Genomic DNA, 17,736 nt, shown 5'->3' with positions numbered 1-17,736 from the left:
CCGTCGGTGATGGACTGAAGTTTGTCCGCGCCTGGCGCACCTGCCACCGCCGTCAGTCCACGACGAGCCATCCGGTGACAGCAGTTCCAGGAGAGTGTTGATATCACTACCGGTCGCGGCAGCAAAAAGACTCGGCGACCTCTTGCCGCCGCGAGGCACCTCCCCGGCGCAAACGGCAGCGAAGATCGACGAAACACGTCGCTAATCTGACCGGTAGCCCCACTCGCTGCGATAAGAAGTAACCATGACGCCGCAGGAGCACGCTGCCAGCATCCGCTCGCTAGGACTGCCCGAGGCAGTCGTACGGATAGCCCTCGAAGGGGGCGAGTCCGTGCATCCGGTGTTGAAGAACCATGCCGACTCCGTCTGGGCACCAGCCTGGTCGATCGTCGAGCGGCACCCCGAACTCGTTCCGCTGTGGAGCTCAGGCACCAACGCGATGCTCGCTGCGACGCGTGGCTCGGTGCAATGGTGGAGCGCCGAGCACCCGAACGCGCCGCTCGACACCTACCCCGACTTCGCGGCCGCCATCCGCGAGCTACTCACCGACCTCTGGGAAGTGGACAAGGACGACGACGACCGAAGGACCATCGCCGAACTGCTGCTGCCGACCGAGCAGGTGGAGGCAGCCCTCAAACCGATCGAACGCTAAACGAGGGACCTATCGACGAGTACAACGGACACGCTTACGATCCGTCATAGGACAGCGGCGACTCAGGTCGAATTTCGTTGTACACCGACACCTCGGCGAACTGGCGGACATGCCATCAAGGCAAATCGGAACCTGAGAATGCGCCCACGTGTGCACTGCACACTGGCATGGTCCAGCCCGCTCACGACAAAGCATTCGGTGACGCCGTCTTCGTCGAGACTCGACTGTGGTTCAAAGGAAGCTTTCTCCATCTAGTGGCGTGGCTTTTCTGCTGGCGAGAGCAGCCCACTGAGGATTTCTCCGAATGGTGCGCGAAGGGTCTCAGCGGTTGCCGATGTCAAAGGTTCCAATGCAGTCGTGGAGCGAAGCATGATGATTCCCAACGATGCGGCCAACGCAATCTGCGCTTGCAACAGAATATGTTCATCGTCAGCATTTCCGTGCCAACCGGCAACAGCGGCCAATCTTTCGGCAAAGGAACGCAGCGTATCGCGCCTGATCTGATCAGCGCGATCATCGCCGGAGGATCGCAGAAGCAAAAGCAGCTGGAGGTCATTCTCTCCGCTGGACACATTCGAGACCTGCCCGATCATCGTCTCGATAACCGCGTTGACCGAGACCGGGGTATCCGTGGGTTGATCGAGATCTTCCACCGCCCGACGAAGGCACGCCTCGAAGAGTCCTTCTTTGGACGAAAAATAGCGACTGATCAGCGCAACGTTTACTCCAGCATCCTGGGCAATGTCGCGGACGGTGGTGGCCGCGTAGCCATCGCGAGCAAAGCGTCGGCGCGCAGATTCAAGCAAGAGACGCCGGGTATTGCCGGCGTCGCGCGACTTGCCGGGCCGCGGCGCGGAATCTGCCTCCGCTCCCCCAGCAGCTGTCGGTCTACCCATGTCTTCGCTCTCCCTGTTCGCTGTCAACCATAGTGCAACCCTCTCCGACGTAAACAGACGTTGACTTAAAACTCGGGACGGATCTACGATTGCTAAGTCAACGTCTGTTTACATCTTTTGCGGAGAATTATGTCACTAACCGAAGAATCCACACAGGCCTCACTCCCCCACACCGCCAGCCGTAAAATCAACACCGCGGCGCTGGTCACATACCTGTCACTGGGCGGCTTGGCGTTCGCAGTCCTTCAATCGCTGGTCGCACCGGCGTTGTCCACCATCGGCAAGGACTTGGGCGCCTCAACGGCGGACGCCGCGTGGGTCCTCACCGCTTACCTACTCTCAGCTGCAGTCTTGACCCCCATCTTGGGTCGTCTCGGGGACATGGTCGGCAAACGCAAGATCCTCATCATCGTCCTTTCCTTGCTGCTCGTGGGCACACTGACAGCCGCACTTGCTCCCAACCTGGGAGTTTTGATCGCTGCCCGCGCACTCCAAGGCGCGGCAGGCGCAATCATGCCGCTGTCGATCGGAATCGTCCGTGACGAACTACCCAAGGACAAGATCAGTACGACCATCGGTCTACTGTCAGCGGTCTTCGGTATCGGAGCCGGCGTCGGCATTGTGGCTGCCGGGCCCATTGTCGAGCATCTTTCATGGCACTGGCTGTTCTGGTTGCCTCTGGTACTCGTGGTGATCGCCCTGATCGGCGTCATATTCGGCATGCCGGAATCGCCAGTCAAGACACCCGGACGCCTCGACATTCTCGGCGCGGGCATCCTGACCGTGGCATTGATATCCCTTCTTCTGGCCATCAGCGACGGTCAGAGTTGGGGCTGGGCATCACCGAAGACACTTGGTCTTCTCGCCCTCGGCGTAGTCGCACTTGTGGTGTTCGTCGTCGCCGAGTTGCGCGTCGAAGAACCCCTCATCGACATGCGTTTGACGCGGGTTCGCGGTGTATGGACGGCGCACGTCGTCGCCCTCGTCTTCGGCTTCGCCATGTTCGGCACCTTCGTGCTGGTACCCACTTTGCTCCAACTACCGGTCGCTACGGGCTACGGTTTCGGCTCATCTGTTTCCGAAGCCGGGCTATTCCTACTGCCTACCGTCGTGATGATGGTCGTCCTCGGCCCACTAGCCGGAATCATGGTGCGCAAATGGAATGCGAAGGCTCCCATGCTCCTCGGCGGAATCCTTCTCACCCTGGCGTTCCTTCTTCCCGCGATTTCACACGGCCACACCTGGCAGATAATCGTCTCCGGAATGCTGACCGGCGCGGGAATCGGCCTGGCCCTGGCAGCAGCATCAAACGCCATCGTCGACAACGTCCCAGCGCAACAAACAGGTGAAGCAATCGGCGTCAACACCATCGCCCGCACCATCGGCAGCAGCATCGGCACCGCCGTAATAGCCGCAATCATCTCCTCCAACAGCACACCCGAAGGCCTTCCCACCGACAACGCATTCACCATCGGTTTCGGAATCTGCACCGCCGTAGCAGTTCTCGCCATCCTTGCCGCAGCGCTGTCTCCCTCCACGCGCCGCCACTCCCAACCCGGACCCACGCCAGTCGCGGGCAAACGCGAAGCAGCGAGCAAGTAACGCAGCAACCGAACACCACGAGTCCGTCGCCGCTTGGTCCATACGCACACAGACTCCGGGTCGGTAAAAACCGGATGCCCGTAGGAGGCGAACTCCCAGTTCACCTCTTACGGGCACGCTTCCCATGGCACCGAAGTGCGCTCAGGGCCGCAACAACGCACCCTCGAGAATTTCGCACCGCCGAGAGCAATAGTCCGCGGATATCCTGATGAACTCATGCCCGATTTCGTTGGCCCGGAACGAATCCGTGCAGACGCGCTGAGAACACAACGATGGCAACGACGACGATCATCACCAGCGCGGCGAACGGAAAGAAACCCGGACCGGACGCACTCAGTGCGATTCCGCCAAGCACCCCACCTCCGAAGATCGCCAAGTTGGCCATAGTCGTGAGCATCGAGTTCGCGACATCGGCATCCGGCCCCGACGCGTCAGCGAGCGCAGTCTGCAGCAGGGGTGCAGCACCACCGAAAGACATGCCCCACAAGATAACTGAGACGACAAATATGATGGGGTTGCTGCCGAGAGTCGCCAAAATGGCGGTACTGACCGCAAAAAAGGTCAGGCTCGACAAAACAAGGGGTCGCAACATGCGATCAACCAGAACACCAGTCACACCAAGTCCAGCAAGTGAAGCGACTCCGAAGATCGCCAACGCGACGTCCACCCTGATTCCCACGTCCAAATATTCGATGATCGGGGAAATGTACGTATAGAGCACGTTGTGCGCGAGGAACCAGCCAAGGACCACCGCAAGGATCGACCCCACACCTGGGATGAGTACAACCCTGCGCAGCGGGGTTTGTGCCGTACGGTTCTGTCCCGAGGCGTCCGGGACCGCAGCGACGATCCACACAATGAGCGCGACTGCGGCAACCGACATGACCACAAATGTTGCGCGCCAACCGGTCACTGTGCCGAGGAACGTCGCCAGCGGGGTGCCGATGGCGAAAGCAACAGGAGTCCCTGCCATCGCAACGGTGAGTGCGGTTCCGGCAACAGCTGGAGGCGATATCTTCCGGGCGTAACCCGCGAGCATCCCCCACACCATTCCTGAAAATGCACCGGCCACAAACCTCGCTCCGAGCGCGATAGCAAAGTCAGGTGCCACGGCAGTCAACGTGTTAGCCACGACGAACCCGCTGACCGCGACGATCAAGATCGGCTTACGCCGGTATCCACGAGTGAGAGCGATCGCCGGTATCGCGCACAAGACCGCTCCAAGCGCGTACGCGCTGATCAACTGACCGGCGGCGGCCTCGCTGATCACAAGCCCGTCCGAGATTTCGAGAAGTAACCCGGCAGGCAGCGTCTCGGTCATGATGACGATGAATGCTGTTGCAGCCATTGCCAACAGCGCCGACCACGGTAGCTGGTGACCGGATGAATGCCGGCCGACCGAAGTATCATTTTCAGCGATACGAGGAGTTGTTGTCGTCTCAGATGTCAATTTCGGATCATTCACTCCATAACTCAAACACCCGCAATCGCTCACCCGCAAGCCGTTATGGATCAAACAGTCTGTAATTCGCGACACACCAAACCCCTAGGGAGCGTTGCCAATGCACGAAACAAAACCTGCGCAGGAGGAGTGTGGCCGCAACGTAGATCTGGATATGCCACGGACACTGCTGCTCTTTCACATTCGATCGCCAATAGATCGGCTACTGCCACCGGGGTGGCGGTTTGAGCCATAGACGAGAACACGAGCAGGCACCCAGGATTCGCAGTGCGCTCCCCATCTCACGGGCAGGCGGCTGGATCGTCGAGCGTGACATCTGACCGATCTCGACACAGACGTTCACAGCCTCCACATTCGGAGACTTTGCATGGGGCCGTTGGGAATCCGCTCAAACCACCTTGGCTGACGTAGGCCATATTGCGAGTACAGCGTCCGCCGCGGCGTGGAGGTCTCGGGCGGGTACGTCGTCGCACACTTGCGTGGAAACACCGAGCAGGAAGCTGTGGATCATCGATGTGAAACCGTCCACGTCGGTGTCTTCCGGCAGCTCCCCCACCTCGGTGCCACGAACGACGCAACGCCTGATCCCTGCCCGGTTGGCGGCGCGGCGTGCCGACATCATCTGGCGCACAGCGGCTTCGCCGTCGCCCGGCGCGCGGACGGTGCCGGACAGGGCGACAAGGCAGCCTCGGGGGTGGGAGGTGTCGGTCTGCATGTCGATAGAAGCGTGCAGCAAGCCGGCGACAGCCTCACGCGGACCGAGAGTCTCGTCGGCGAGAACTTCGGTCACGCTGCCCGGCCCGGCGATGTAGTGCTCGGCCACTCGTTCGAACAATCCATGCTTGGAGCCGAAAGCCCCGTACAAGCTTGCCGAGGACAGGCCGGTAGCTTCTCGTAGCTGCGTCACCGAGGTCGCGTCGTAGCCCTGTTCCCAGAACAGCCGCATCGCGGCTTGGAGAACCTTCGGCATGTCGAAGGCGCGGGGACGGCCGAGGGCTGGCACAGCGACCTCCTTATTGGAACGAGTAATCCATTATAGCAGTGCGGTCCGCCGGGGTGTGTCTCCTGCCCCCCCCGGCGGACCGTCCCGAAAATTGCGATACCCGGTTACACAGCCTCGGACAGAGCCGCGAACTCGTTGTCGGACAGTTCAATTCCGGCAGCGTTGATGTTGTCCTCGAGATGTGCCACGGACGATGTTCCCGGAATAGGCAGGATCGCCGGGGAAAGCTTGAGAAGCCATGCCAGCGCGAGTTGCGACGGCGTCGCACCACGTTGTTCGGCCAGCGCAGCCAGCGGGGTGCCTTCCTGCGCGAGTTTTCCGGTGGCTAGCGGGAACCAAGGAATGAAACCGATGCCGTGTTCCGTGGCATAGTCCAGCAGTGGCTCGGCCGTACGATCAGCCAGATTGAACAAGTTCTGGACTGAGACGATCTCGACTATCGCCGACGCAGCCTCGACATCGTCGACGGACACCTCCGAGAGACCGATATGGCGAATCTTCCCTTCCTCTTGTAGCTCTTTCAACACCCCGACCTGCTCCTCGAGGGGGACTTTGGGGTCGATGCGGTGCAACTGGAACAAGTCGATGCGGTCCAGACCGAGGTGCCGCAGGCTCATTTCCGCCTGTTGGCGAAGATACTCAGGTCTGCCCACCGGACGCCACTGGTCGGGGCCCTGACGGGTGAGCCCGGCCTTGGTGGCAATGACCAGACCCTTCGGGTAGGGATACAGCGCCTTCTTGATGAGCGGTTCGGCGACTGCCGGACCGTACGAGTCGGCCGTATCGATGAAGTCGACGCCGAGGTCCACCGCCCGGCTGAGTACCCGTACAGCTTCGTCCGGATTCTTCGGATCTCCCCAGACTCCCGGGCCGGTCAGCTGCATCGATCCGAAGCCGAGACGGGTGACCGTCAGGTCGTTTCCGAGGGTGTGGCTCCCCGCTGCCGAGGCGGGCCGCTGGTCTGTGCTCATAACAAATCTCCTTGGTGTGCTGCCAGTTGGACGCGCCTGTCACTTTGCGCGCGTACATGTCTGTGATTGCGGTGGCGGAGTGGGCGTCAGCGAGCGTCTATCGCGTCGGCCCAGGGGCGCCAGCGCCCGGATTCCACGGTCCCCAATTGCTGATCCGCGAAGTGAACACCGAAGCCGTATACCCCTTCTCGCGTGAGGTAGTCGATGAGCCGGAGCCGTGAGCGTTCGGCCTCGTTTCTGTCGGCGTCGAGGAGCACCTCCCATTCGGGGTGCATCACTTGGACTGGTGAGTGCAGGGCGTCACCGAATGCCACGACTTCCCGGCCGTCACCGGTGTCGAGGATCCAGGCGGTGTGTCCCGGGGTATGTCCGGGGAGGGACCACGCTCGGATACCGTCCGCGATTTCGGTCCCGTCAGTCACGACGACTGTTCGTTCGTTCTGACCGGCTAGTATTGGCGCCGTTCCGTCCGCGATGCTCTCCAATTCTCCTTCGCCGACCATCCAGCGCGCCGTGCTGAACAGGCTCCGGGAGTCCTCGGTGGCGTCGGGTCTGGCCCACCCGGTGTGGTCGCCGTGGAAGTGGGTGAAGGCAACCATCTCCAACCCGGCCGGGTCCACGCCCAGCGCCGCAAGTGATGCAGGAAGGTCCCGAACATGACCGAAGGCGTGCTGAAAATGGTCCACTTCGTCACCGGAGATGTGGCCGTGGCCAGCGTCGATAAGCAACCGGGTGTCGCCCCTCTCGACAAGTAGTGCTCCACATCCCATGGACAGGTGGCCGGCCCCGGTCATATGCGTGCAGTGCTGGCCCCATTCTTCCTCGGTGGACGACGGGTAGAGCCGGTCCGGGATCATCGTCACTCCTGCGTCCGGGAGGTAGCTCAGGGTCAGTGCACCCAGCGTGCGCGTCCAGAGTCCGGGCACCCGGAATCCTGAGTCGTCGCAGCTCGGGCCGTCATGCCGCACACGATCGTCTCCGTCGGCGCTGTCCGTCGCGTTGAGTCGATCGTGCGTTTCTTGCTTGGTCACGAAATCGTGCCTTTCGTCATGGTGTGCATGAGAATGAGAGAGGTGCGGTCTACTCACTGGTCGACCACACGGATCGGTGCACCGGCGCCGTACGCGAGGATGTCCTCGAGCGCGTCGGCGTAGAAGATCTTGTAGGCGCCCTCGGTGACGTACCCGAGATGCGGGGTGAGCACCGTGCGCGGGGAGGTCCGCCACGGCGAGTCTGCTGGGAGCGGCTCGATGGCGTGGACGTCCAGGCCGGCCCCGCCGATCGCCCCGGCGTGGAGGGCTGTGAGTAGCGCCTCCTCGTCGACGACAGCGCTACGAGAAGTGTTGACCAGCAACGCATCCGATCGCATGAGTGCCAGCTCTTCTCGCCCCAGGAGCCCGGCCGTGCGGGCGGAAAGTTTGAGGTGAACCGTCACCACATCCGAGGTCGTCAGCAATTCCTCCTTGCCGACCGGAGTGACACCGACTGCTCGAGCATGCACTTCGTCGAGGTTGCTGCTCCACGCAACGACGTCCATCCCGAAAGCAAGCCCTACCCGCGCCACGCGGGTGCCGACGCCGCCGAGTCCGATAACACCGAGACGGGCGCCGTGCAGGTCGCGCCCGACGGTCCGCTGCCAAGCTCCCGCACGCACACCGCGGTCCTCGGCAGGGACGGAGCGGGCAAGTGCGTGGATCAGCCCCCAGGTCAGCTCGGCTGTCGAGGTCAGCCCTGCCCCGCGCGTGCCCGACACCACGATCCCTCGCTGCCTGGCCGCCGCCACGTCGATAGCCGCATTGGCAGGACCGGTCGTCACCAGCAGTTGCAGATTCGGCAGCCGGCTGATGATCGCGGCAGGAAACGCGGTGCGCTCACGCATGGCAACAATGACGTCGAACGGCCGTAGCGCGGCTATCACGTCATCGGGATCGCCCAGGGGTTCGGTGAACAACGTGATGCGAGCACCGTCCGGCAGAGCATTCCAGTCGGCGTACTCGCGTGCGACTCCCTGGTAGTCGTCGAGGATCGCCACTCGGCGGATTTCAGACACTGTCGACCCCTTGACGGTAGACGGCGATCGGGCTCTGTCGAGTTCCGGTGGTGCCTGCTGTGACCGACGGAGCGGCGAGCGGTTCGGAAGGGCTGGGGTGGAGAATCTCCAATACCCACGTCCCGACACCGACCAGCGCGATGACAATGCCGAGCACGCACATCCCCAGCCACCCTACGACCGGGTACAGCGCCGCGGTCAACGCTGACGCGACGGTGCTGCCGGCGAATGCGGAAACCATAAGGGCTGTCGTCACCCTGCTCCGGGCATGCGGGGCCCGGTGGTAAATCGCGCTCTGGTGGCTGATCAACAAGGACTGCTGAGCCAGGTTGAGCACCACGATGCCGACAACCAGCGCGATCAGGCCACCCAGTCCACCCACTCCGGCAATGGCGAGCACAGGCCAGCTGACGGTCAGCAGGATCAAGCCACCCGTAGTCACCTGACGGCCGCGCCCGCGGTCGGCGAGCCTACCGGCGCCCATCGCAGCAAAGGCTCCGACGACGCCGGCCAAACCGAACAATCCGATGGCCGCGGGCCCGTAGGCATACGGCTCGTCGGCCAGCAGGAACGACGATGCGGTCCACAGAACGGTGAAGCAGCCCATACCGGCCGCAGCCAAAACCATGCGCCTGCGAAGCAGCGATTCGGAACGAACCAGTGTCAGCACAGAACCCAGAAGTTGCGGATAAGTAGTGTGCTCCGAGGGTGGTACGGGGTCCAGGACCAGCCGCAACACAACTGCCAGGACCGCCATCAGGACCGCGGCGAAGACGTACACCAGATGCCAATCACCGATTTCGGCAAGCAGCCCGGCGATTGTCCGCGCAATCATGATTCCGATGAGCAGACCGCTCGTCACCGTGCCTACCACCGCCCCACGCTGGTGGCTCGGCGCCAGCGACGCGGCCAGTGGCACAACGATTTGCGCCACCGCAGAAGTAACCCCGACCACCGCGATCGCGGCGAGCAGCGATCCGAGTGCCGGGGACGCGGCCGCACCGAGGAGAGCGACGGCACTCGCGCCGAGCAGCACAGTCACCAGGCGACGCCGTTCGAGCACATCACCTAGAGGCACCAAGAGCGCCAATGACAGCGCATAGCCGACCTGCGAGACAGTGACCACCAGTCCACTGGCCCCCTGGGACACTCCCAGCGACTGCGCAATCACCGGGAGCAACGGCTGGGCGTAGTAGATGTTCGCCACCGCCGCCCCACAAATCACCGCCAGTAACAATACGGTCGCCTGACGCAAAGCCGCTGGGCTGCTTACTGATTCCTCTGTATCTAGGGCCACTGAGCGAGCTCGGACCGTTTCACTCTCACCTACATCTGGATCAGTCATTCCGTAATAGTTGCCGTCGAACATCCGATGGTCAAGTCCATTACGGATCAATCAATCCATAAGTGAGTAGAGTCACTGTGCGGACCGCCCCGGACGAGACGCGGACATTCACCCCGACGAATATCGCGCGAATCCCCGAGGACGCGCCGCGACCTGGAAAACTCACACTGCCACCACGCGAGATTCTGTACGTCCCATGAGTTTTGAGCCGCGACCGCACACAAAACCGCGTCCGCAATGTGGCCTAGCGCTTGGCCTTCCGGACTAAAGGCCTAGGCCGCGCTCGTTTGCCTCCGCCCGGAGCAGGCGGACAGTAAGTGCGACCCAGCGTGCTCGCTCCGGCCCGGTCAAGGTCACGAAGGTATGCTCCACGTCGCTCTCGAACCGGGAGCTTGCTGCGTCGATCATCGCCCGGCCGGAAGGTTCCAGACGCACGCGGACTGCCCGCCCGTCCTGCTCATACTGCGTGCGGGTTACGAAACCACTGCGCTCGGCGCGGATCACCAGACCGCTCACGCTGGACTTGTCTACACCCAGATTCACCGTGAGCTCGTTGATGGTCGGTTCGCGGTCACGCAGGATGCCCAGTAGGCGCATCTGCTGAATCGACAGTCCCGCCTCTGACGCGCGCGCTTCCATACGCGCGTTCGTCACGAACGAGAGCCGCGCCAGAATTCGTTAGCCAGATCGAACCCTGAACTGGGCATTCTCGACCCCGGCTCGCAACCGCAGAACCAGCGTGATTCTTTCCTCGAATTAACCTGGGGAGGAAAAGAACCGCTCACACTCGCCGACGGATCGGAGTTCACTTCCCTTCGAGACGGTGACGAAATCACCCTCCGTGCCGCGACTCGTGGGATCGATGGATCACTCGTCACGCTGGGCGCCTGCTCCGGAAAAATCGTCCCCTTCGAATCGAACTGATCTGACAACCCTCCGCCGAGTGAACCTGGTGACACTCGGCCGAGGCAGTGCATCACGGCACCAAGTCGACGAAACCCGGGTCGGACCGATCCATCGGAGAAAACGCACGAGCGGCATGCGGAGTCGCGACGGAGCGACGGTCGCAGCAAAGCACTCATCAGTCCAGCCGCCAGCAGTGGCGTTTACTCAAGCCGAGCGGGGGTATGGCGGCTTCATGCGACTTCGTTACGTCGATCCGAACAAGAAGCATGGTCGAAGATACAGACTCATCGAGCGTTTCGGCCGCTCACGCGTGGGGCGGTCTTACGTGCGCCATATTGGTTCTCACATAGATCCGTGGGTCGAACGCGTGACCAGCGGAGCCCTGAATCAAGAGTGGGCAGTCCCCTCAGCGACACTTGAAGCTACCGGCGCCAAATCCGGCTTGCCCCGAGCAGTTCAGATCACCTACTTCCACGACGGCCTCGATACGATCACGGTCGCCTCGAATTACGGTGGACCCAAACACCCCCAGTGGTATTTCAATCTGATTGCACACCCCCAGTGCCAACTTGGCGGAAAGAGGTTCGTGGCGACCGAAGTCACCGACCTTGACGAGTATGAACGCCTATACGCACTAGCCGTCCAAGTTTTTGCCGGCTACCGCGACTACCGAGCCACAGCGGCGGCCAGCGGACGTCAGATCCCGGTCTTCCGACTCGCACCGCGATAGCGCAACGGCCACCGCCGCACGCGGCGACTCCCCGAGGAGAAGCAACAATCGTCCGCATGCGTTCGAAGAGTCACAGAAACGTGCTGGTTCGCCAATTTTGCCGAAGTTGTTTCGGCAGTATCGATATCCCCCCGAGAGACCATCGAAACCACGACTGCCGTCACCCGCATCGAACGACTCGAATTCTCAACGTCCGGATCCCCTCCCCCTCGACAACCCATACGGTCGTTCGACAATTCGGGGCCATCGTCTCATATCCATACATTTCGTTCACTGTTAGTAGACATTAGGGCTAGAATCATCCGATGACTGCTTCGGACTCGATCGACACGCACCGCGACACCGGCGATCCCGCGATGGGGTCGCGAGCTAAACGCCCACTGGTCTGGATCTCGAACGAGTCATCGCCAAACAAGTTCGTGCACTGTGGCGTTCGACAGGTCTGTCGGTAGTCGACATGGCGGCGAAGATCTGTGTTTCGAAGGCAGTACTGTCCGAAATCTGATCCGCAGAGCCGACTCGCCGCGTGCGGCCGTCTATGTCGAGGCAGGCCGCGACGCAGTGATCGTGGGTGTGGAACCCGGGTGGGCCACCACTACGAACCTCTCGGCGCACTCCGCGGACCGCACAAGCGAGTCAAACCCGTGCTGGTCACCATGATCGACACCAGCGAAGTGTTTCCTCCCCTCCGGCATCCGGGTACCGAAATCCTCTATATGCTCGAAGGCGTCATGGTGCATGGCCACGCAGAATCCGAATACACACTGCGCCAAGGTTATTCACTGCTTCTCGACGGCGAGGGCCTGCACGTTCCACACGGTTTGGTCCGACCGCCGATCAAATTCCTGGCAGTAACCGCCTACCCCGATCATCACGAGGACTTAAACCGGCTTCAACATCGAAGTGCCCTCTGCTGCAAGGAGCCTTACAATGCCACTCCCTACCGAACTGATCCGGCGCGGCGACCGCCGACGAGTGCCGTGGAAAAACGGCGCCGGCGTGACCGAGGAGATCGCAGTCGACGCCACGGTGGCACCTCGATGGCGCGTGAGCGTCGCAGATCTCGGCGACGCAGCAACAGAGTTCTCCGCATTCGAAGGCCGCAGCCGCGTGTTCACCGTCATCGGCACATACGGTGTCACGTTCGATTGGAGGGGCGGAACAACCGCGATCGAACCGCTGCGGCCGTTCGGCTTCGACGGCGAGAGAACCCCCAGGTGCATCCCGGATGGCGCGACAGGTGCATTCAACGTCATGGTGGACCGCCGTACGACGACAGCATCCGTGTCCGTGCACGACCTCGTCGACTCTACTGTGAACACGGATATACACGCTGTCACCGTCTTCTACGTGCACAGCGGCCGTGTCGAGGCCGGATCTCGGTCGGCCGACGCAGGAGACTGCATCGTCATTCGCCTCGACTCGGTCGAAATCCGTGGGACCGGAAAGGTTCTCATCGCCGAAATTCGCGATCGGCCAACCCCAGGGTGACACCTACAGCGATACGCCTCCGTTCGCGCACAACCATCGCATGCCCGAATTCGCAGTTCCCCCAGCTACCCGTAAGAAGGCCCTCGACACGCAGGGCATCATCGACGACGTCGGTCTTGGCATTTCGTCGAATCCGCGCGATACCCCTGGCGTTCCGGCGGTCGCCAATCGAAGCAGTCGCGCGAATCGGCCTTACGACGGCCGAAAACCGTACGCAGGCATCGCTATCCAAAAATCTTCGTCACGTCGAGCTGACAAAGACGTAACACGAATGACATAACCGATGTGTTTCATAGTGGATAACAATGATTCATCCGCTGAAACAGTTTCGAACTACCTGGTCCGGCTTACCGGCCCACACCACAGAATTCTCCGCACCGAAAAGGATCGACACGTGAGCGACACGACCAAGTTCTTGATCATCGGCGGCGGCCTGGAAGGACTGGCCATCGCGTATTCCCTCGCAGAACGAGGGGAGACCGACGTTCTGGTTCTCGAGCGGGATACTCTGTGCTCGGGCATGACCGGCAAGTCCAGCGGCGTCGTTCGCTGCCATTACGGCACTCCCTCATTGGCTGCAATGTCCTGGTACGGAATCGATATCTTTACTCGCGCAACCGAAATCTTCGACGACGACATGGCATTTCGACAGTGTGGATACGTCGTCGGAGTTGCCGAGAACAATGTCAAACCACTCGAAGCCAACATCGCCATGATGCAGAGTCTGGGCATTGCCACCGAATTCATCGCTCACGACAAGATGGCAGAGCTGTGGCCGGGTTTGCACCTCGACGACTTCGCGCTGTTCGCCTACGAACCACTCGGCGGGCGCGGCGAGGCATACATGGCGGGCATGGCGTTTGCCGCAACCGCCCGCAAGATGGGCGTCAAGATCCGACAAAGCACCCCCGTCGTGTCACTGTTGCAGAACTCGGCAGGTACGGTCTACGGCGCTACCTTGACCGACGGTTCCGAGGTACATGCCGAGCACGTCATCCTCGCCACCGGCCCATGGGCACCCACCCTCGCCGCCGGCGTCGGTGTCGACATCGACGTCAAAGCTCAACGTGCACAACTGGTTCTGGTCGATCAAGGTGCTCCCACACCGGAAGTTCCGGTACTCTCGGATCTGGCTGGGCTACAGTACATCTGCCGAGAGCCCAACGGCGAACTCCTTGTCGGTAACTCCGATCATCAGGCGCCGGAGTACATCGACCCGGACAAGTACGTCAATCGCGCCGACGACGCTGCGATCGAGAAGAACATCATGAAGCTCGGACATCGGTTGCCAGACATGCCGGACCCACGGATCACCAGTTCGTACGTCGGCGCCTATGACGTGACGCCGGACTACAACCCGATCATCGGGCCCTCTCCTGCCGACGGGCTGTTCCTCGCCACCGGATTCTCCGGCCATGGATTCAAGATCTCTCCCGCAGTCGGCAAGCTTGTCGCCGATCTGCTGATCGACGGCCACACCACACTCCCCAACGTCAACGCGGCGGACTTCCGCTACTCGCGGTTCGCCGAGGACGACTTCCTCTTCAGCCTTCATCCCTATGAAGGTGCAGGCGAAATGCGTTGACACCGAGCTGCATCGGTTCCCACACCCTACTTCCCAGAAGGACCTTCCATCATGGCTGTAGACACTTCTGAAGCCGCACCCTCCACCGCGACGGCACTGGATCCCTTACCGACGCTGTCGGAGGTCGCCCACACGAGCAACACCACCTTCATCCTCGCCCTGTTCGTGACGATGTCCGGCAAACCCTGCGCCAAACTCGTTCCCATCCAAGCTGTCAGGCAACTCGAAGAGGATGGAGTCGGATTCGCCGGTTACGCAGCGGGTCACATGGGTCAGGAACCCAAGGACTCCGATCTTGTCGCGATCCCCGACGTCAGTTCCTTCACCCCGATTCCATTCGTAAAACCCGGACTCGCCCTAGTCCACTGCGATCCATACGTCGACGGCAAGCCGTGGCCGTACGCACCACGCATCATCCTCAAGGAACAACTCCGAAAAGCTGCCGAACTCGGCATGACCGTCAATGTGGGCGCCGAGATCGAGTACTTTCTCGTCAACCGCGTGGACGGAGAACTCGTCACCGCCGACCGCTCGGACACGAGCAACAATCCGTGCTACGACGCCCGCGACGTGACCCGGATGTACGACCACCTCACCGAGGTGTCCGAAGCCATGAACACCCTCGGCTGGGGCAACTACGCAAACGACCACGAAGACGGAAACGGTCAGTTCGAGCAGAATTTCGACTACGCCGACGCTATGACCACAGCCGACCGTGTGATCACCCTGCGCTACCTTCTCTCCGTCATCGCCGAGAAGCGTGGAATGCAAGCGACATTCATGCCGAAGCCGTTTACCACCCGCACCGGAAGCGGGCTGCACATGCACCTGTCGCTGTGGAACGACGCCGGCGCGGTCTTTCCAGACCCCCGCGACGAACTGGGACTCGGACTCTCCCCCACCGCGTACTCCTTTGTCGCCGGCATTCTCGAGCACGCCTGCGCGCTCCAGGGGCTCATCGCTCCAACCGTGAACTCGTACAAGCGAACCGGCGCTACTGCGACCACCAGTGGGGCAACGTGGTCACCTCGCTTCGCCACCTACGGCGGCAACGATCGAACCCACTACCTCCGGGTGCCGGACAAGAACCGCGTCGAGCTGCGCGGCGGCGACGGATCGGCAAATCCGTACCTCGCAGCTGCGGGTGCGATCGCCGCCGGCCTCGACGGTGTACGGCGAAATCTCCACCCCGGCAAGCCCGGCAGCGGAGATTCCCCGAGCGAGATGCTCCCCATGACACTGCTCCACGCGATGGACGCCTTGGAAACCGACTCGGTTCTGACCGACGCGCTCGACGTCGCAGGCACCGGCGTCGCCGAGTATTTCGCGAAGACCAAGCGTGAGGAGTTCTTCGCCTGGCACAACACCGTGTCTTCGTGGGAAGTCGACCACTATCTGACAGCGTTCTAGCTCATTTTCCGATACTTTCGAGGAGGCATTCCATGTGTGGAATCGTCGGGCTTCACCTACGTGACGCCACGCTCTACCCCCAACTCGGTGCATTGCTGACCGACATGCTCGACGCGATGTGTGATCGCGGACCCGACTCGGCCGGGATGGCGATCTACGGCAACCCAACCTGGTCACCGGTCGGCGAGGCAACCGTCTCAGTTCTCGATTCTCCGGTCAGCGCAATCGAACTCGCAGAACAGCTGACTCATCGGCTCGCTGTCGCGGTGACCGGGCACGACCTCGATCCCACCGTAGTGGTGCACGCCCCGGTCGCCGCAGACGCCCTGGCAGACGCGGTCCGCACGATCGCCCCCAGAGCCCGGATCATCGGATTCGGCGAGGAGCTGACGGTACTCAAGGGCATGGGCAACCCCACCGACCTTGCGCACCGGTTCGGTCTCCCCCAGGCCGGCGGATGGCAAGGCGTCGCGCATACCCGGATGGCCACCGAATCCGCTGTCACGGCGGAAGGTTCTCATCCTTTTGCCGTCGGACCGGATCAGTGCCTGGTACACAACGGTTCGTTCTCGAATCACATGAGCATCAAGCACGACCTCGAACGCGTCGGCGTGCACTTCGACAGCGAAAACGACACCGAAGTGGGCGCCCGCTTCGTCGCCAAACAGCTCGCCGAGGGCGTCGACCTCGAGAAGGCACTGCTGATGCTCAACGAGACATTCGACGGCTTCTACACACTGTTGGTATCGAACAGCGACTCGTTTGCCGTCGTTCGTGATCCGATCGCCTGCAAGCCGGCGATCATCGCCGAGACCGATCGTTGGGTGGCCATGGCATCCGAATACCGCGCCCTGGCACATCTGCCAGGCATCGAGAACGCCCGAATCTTCGAACCAGAACCGGAAGAGGTGTACGTATGGCACCGTCAGTGACGACCACACACGAAATCGCAACCAGCGTCATCGATCTGCAGACCTCGAGCACCCGCGCAGTCAACGAACTGCTGAGTTCTCTGGACGCCCCGACCAGTCTGACCATTACCCAACCGCAGGGCGCACACGCCCTTGCGTGCGGGCTGGACAAGGATATCGACGTCACCATCGACGGTCATGTCGGTTACTACTGCGCCGGAATGAATCAACATGCCAGCGTCACGGTTACCGGAAATGCCGGTGTCGGAGTGGCCGAGAACATGATGTCGGGCACCGTCCATGTCAAAGGGGACGCGTCGCAATCCGCCGGCGCCACCGCACACGGCGGACTGCTGATCATCGATGGCAACGCTGCCGCACGATGTGGAATTTCGATGAAGGGCGTCGACATCGTCGTCGGCGGCGACATCGGTCATATGAGTGCTTTCATGGGACAAGCGGGTAGGCTCGTTGTGTGCGGCAATGCCGGTGAAGCACTGGGTGATTCACTGTACGAGGCCAGAATCTACGTGCGTGGCACGGTGGCGTCACTGGGTGCTGACTGCATCAAGAAGGACATGCGTCCCGAGCACCTGAAGGAACTCGGCGAACTACTGGCCGCCGCAGGTCTGCACCACGATCCCACCGAATTCAGTCGCTACGGCTCTGCCCGTCAGCTGTACAACTTCCACGTCGACAACGCCAGCGCGTATTAGGAGAAG

General features: G+C 61.7%; 16 protein-coding genes and 1 pseudogene. 9 read left to right on the top strand and 8 right to left on the bottom strand.

All coding sequences use genetic code 11. The annotated features are described in order from the left end of the window. Positions 1 to 244: 244 nt before the first annotated feature. A complete protein-coding gene (locus tag ACFRFQ_RS21295; protein WP_378661882.1) occupies positions 245 to 652 on the top strand; it encodes a hypothetical protein in 408 nt (135 codons plus the stop codon). Between the two features lie 251 nt (positions 653 to 903). Here ACFRFQ_RS21295 and ACFRFQ_RS21290 read toward each other — a convergent pair whose 3' ends face one another. After that, positions 904 to 1,548 carry a TetR/AcrR family transcriptional regulator gene (locus tag ACFRFQ_RS21290; protein ID WP_378661879.1) on the bottom strand — a complete coding sequence of 215 codons (645 nt, stop codon included), beginning with the start codon at positions 1,546 to 1,548 and terminating at the stop codon, positions 904 to 906. Between the two features lie 129 nt (positions 1,549 to 1,677). Here ACFRFQ_RS21290 and ACFRFQ_RS21285 point away from each other — a divergent pair, with 129 nt between their 5' ends. After that, positions 1,678 to 3,150, top strand: a complete 1,473-nt coding sequence (locus tag ACFRFQ_RS21285) for an MFS transporter (RefSeq protein ID WP_378661874.1) — start codon at positions 1,678 to 1,680, stop codon at positions 3,148 to 3,150. Positions 3,151 to 3,364: 214 nt separating this feature from the next. Here the strand turns inward: ACFRFQ_RS21285 and ACFRFQ_RS21280 are convergent, their stop codons facing one another. The 7 genes from ACFRFQ_RS21280 to ACFRFQ_RS21250 form a co-directional block, all read right to left on the bottom strand. Then, positions 3,365 to 4,498, bottom strand: coding sequence for an MFS transporter (locus tag ACFRFQ_RS21280; protein ID WP_378661871.1), 1,134 nt, complete (start codon positions 4,496 to 4,498; stop codon positions 3,365 to 3,367). A 502-nt stretch (positions 4,499 to 5,000) separates the two neighbouring features. After that, a complete protein-coding gene (locus ACFRFQ_RS21275; protein ID WP_378661868.1) occupies positions 5,001 to 5,615 on the bottom strand; it encodes a TetR/AcrR family transcriptional regulator in 615 nt (204 codons plus the stop codon). Positions 5,616 to 5,719: 104 nt separating this feature from the next. Then, positions 5,720 to 6,586, bottom strand: a complete 867-nt coding sequence (locus ACFRFQ_RS21270; protein WP_378661865.1) for an aldo/keto reductase — start codon at positions 6,584 to 6,586, stop codon at positions 5,720 to 5,722. Positions 6,587 to 6,672: 86 nt separating this feature from the next. Next, complete coding sequence (locus tag ACFRFQ_RS21265; RefSeq protein ID WP_378661861.1) at positions 6,673 to 7,617, bottom strand: MBL fold metallo-hydrolase; 945 nt, start codon at positions 7,615 to 7,617, stop codon at positions 6,673 to 6,675. Positions 7,618 to 7,670: 53 nt separating this feature from the next. Next, positions 7,671 to 8,636: a D-2-hydroxyacid dehydrogenase family protein gene (locus ACFRFQ_RS21260; protein ID WP_378661858.1), complete on the bottom strand. Its 966-nt coding sequence runs from the start codon at positions 8,634 to 8,636 to the stop codon at positions 7,671 to 7,673. Next, positions 8,629 to 9,843 (bottom strand): MFS transporter, encoded by a 1,215-nt coding sequence (locus ACFRFQ_RS21255; protein ID WP_378661856.1) that lies wholly within the window; start codon positions 9,841 to 9,843, stop codon positions 8,629 to 8,631. The genes ACFRFQ_RS21260 and ACFRFQ_RS21255 overlap by 8 nt, the downstream gene beginning before the upstream one ends. A 402-nt stretch (positions 9,844 to 10,245) precedes the next feature. Then, on the bottom strand, positions 10,246 to 10,635 hold the full coding sequence (locus tag ACFRFQ_RS21250; RefSeq protein ID WP_378661853.1) for a MarR family winged helix-turn-helix transcriptional regulator: 390 nt from the start codon (positions 10,633 to 10,635) through the stop codon (positions 10,246 to 10,248). A gap of 619 nt (positions 10,636 to 11,254) precedes the next feature. Here ACFRFQ_RS21250 and ACFRFQ_RS21245 point away from each other — a divergent pair. The 7 genes and pseudogenes from ACFRFQ_RS21245 (at position 11,255) to ACFRFQ_RS21215 (ending at position 17,730) form a co-directional block, all read left to right on the top strand. Beyond that, positions 11,255 to 11,617 (top strand): nitroreductase/quinone reductase family protein, encoded by a 363-nt coding sequence (locus ACFRFQ_RS21245; RefSeq protein ID WP_378661851.1) that lies wholly within the window; start codon positions 11,255 to 11,257, stop codon positions 11,615 to 11,617. 305 nt (positions 11,618 to 11,922) lie between these two features. Continuing rightward, positions 11,923 to 12,498: pseudogene (locus ACFRFQ_RS21240) on the top strand (cupin domain-containing protein); the annotation flags it as partial. Between the two features lie 49 nt (positions 12,499 to 12,547). Continuing rightward, positions 12,548 to 13,108, top strand: coding sequence for a HutD family protein (locus tag ACFRFQ_RS21235; protein WP_378661848.1), 561 nt, complete (start codon positions 12,548 to 12,550; stop codon positions 13,106 to 13,108). Between the two features lie 394 nt (positions 13,109 to 13,502). Beyond that, a complete protein-coding gene (locus ACFRFQ_RS21230; protein ID WP_378661846.1) occupies positions 13,503 to 14,693 on the top strand; it encodes an NAD(P)/FAD-dependent oxidoreductase in 1,191 nt (396 codons plus the stop codon). Positions 14,694 to 14,744: 51 nt separating this feature from the next. Next, a complete protein-coding gene (glnT, locus tag ACFRFQ_RS21225) occupies positions 14,745 to 16,103 on the top strand; it encodes a type III glutamate--ammonia ligase (RefSeq protein ID WP_378661843.1) in 1,359 nt (452 codons plus the stop codon). Between the two features lie 32 nt (positions 16,104 to 16,135). Beyond that, positions 16,136 to 17,035, top strand: coding sequence for a glutamine amidotransferase family protein (locus ACFRFQ_RS21220; RefSeq protein WP_378661840.1), 900 nt, complete (start codon positions 16,136 to 16,138; stop codon positions 17,033 to 17,035). Further along, positions 17,020 to 17,730, top strand: a complete 711-nt coding sequence (locus ACFRFQ_RS21215; protein WP_378661837.1) for a protein glxC — start codon at positions 17,020 to 17,022, stop codon at positions 17,728 to 17,730. Before ACFRFQ_RS21220 ends, ACFRFQ_RS21215 begins: the two co-directional genes overlap by 16 nt. The last annotated feature ends 6 nt before the right edge of the window (positions 17,731 to 17,736 follow it).

Source organism: Rhodococcus sp. NPDC056743 (assembly GCF_042790355.1).
GTDB lineage: Bacteria > Actinomycetota > Actinomycetes > Mycobacteriales > Mycobacteriaceae > Rhodococcus_F.
Note: the sequence above shows the minus strand (reverse complement) of the source record. Positions and strands in the feature narration are given on the sequence as shown.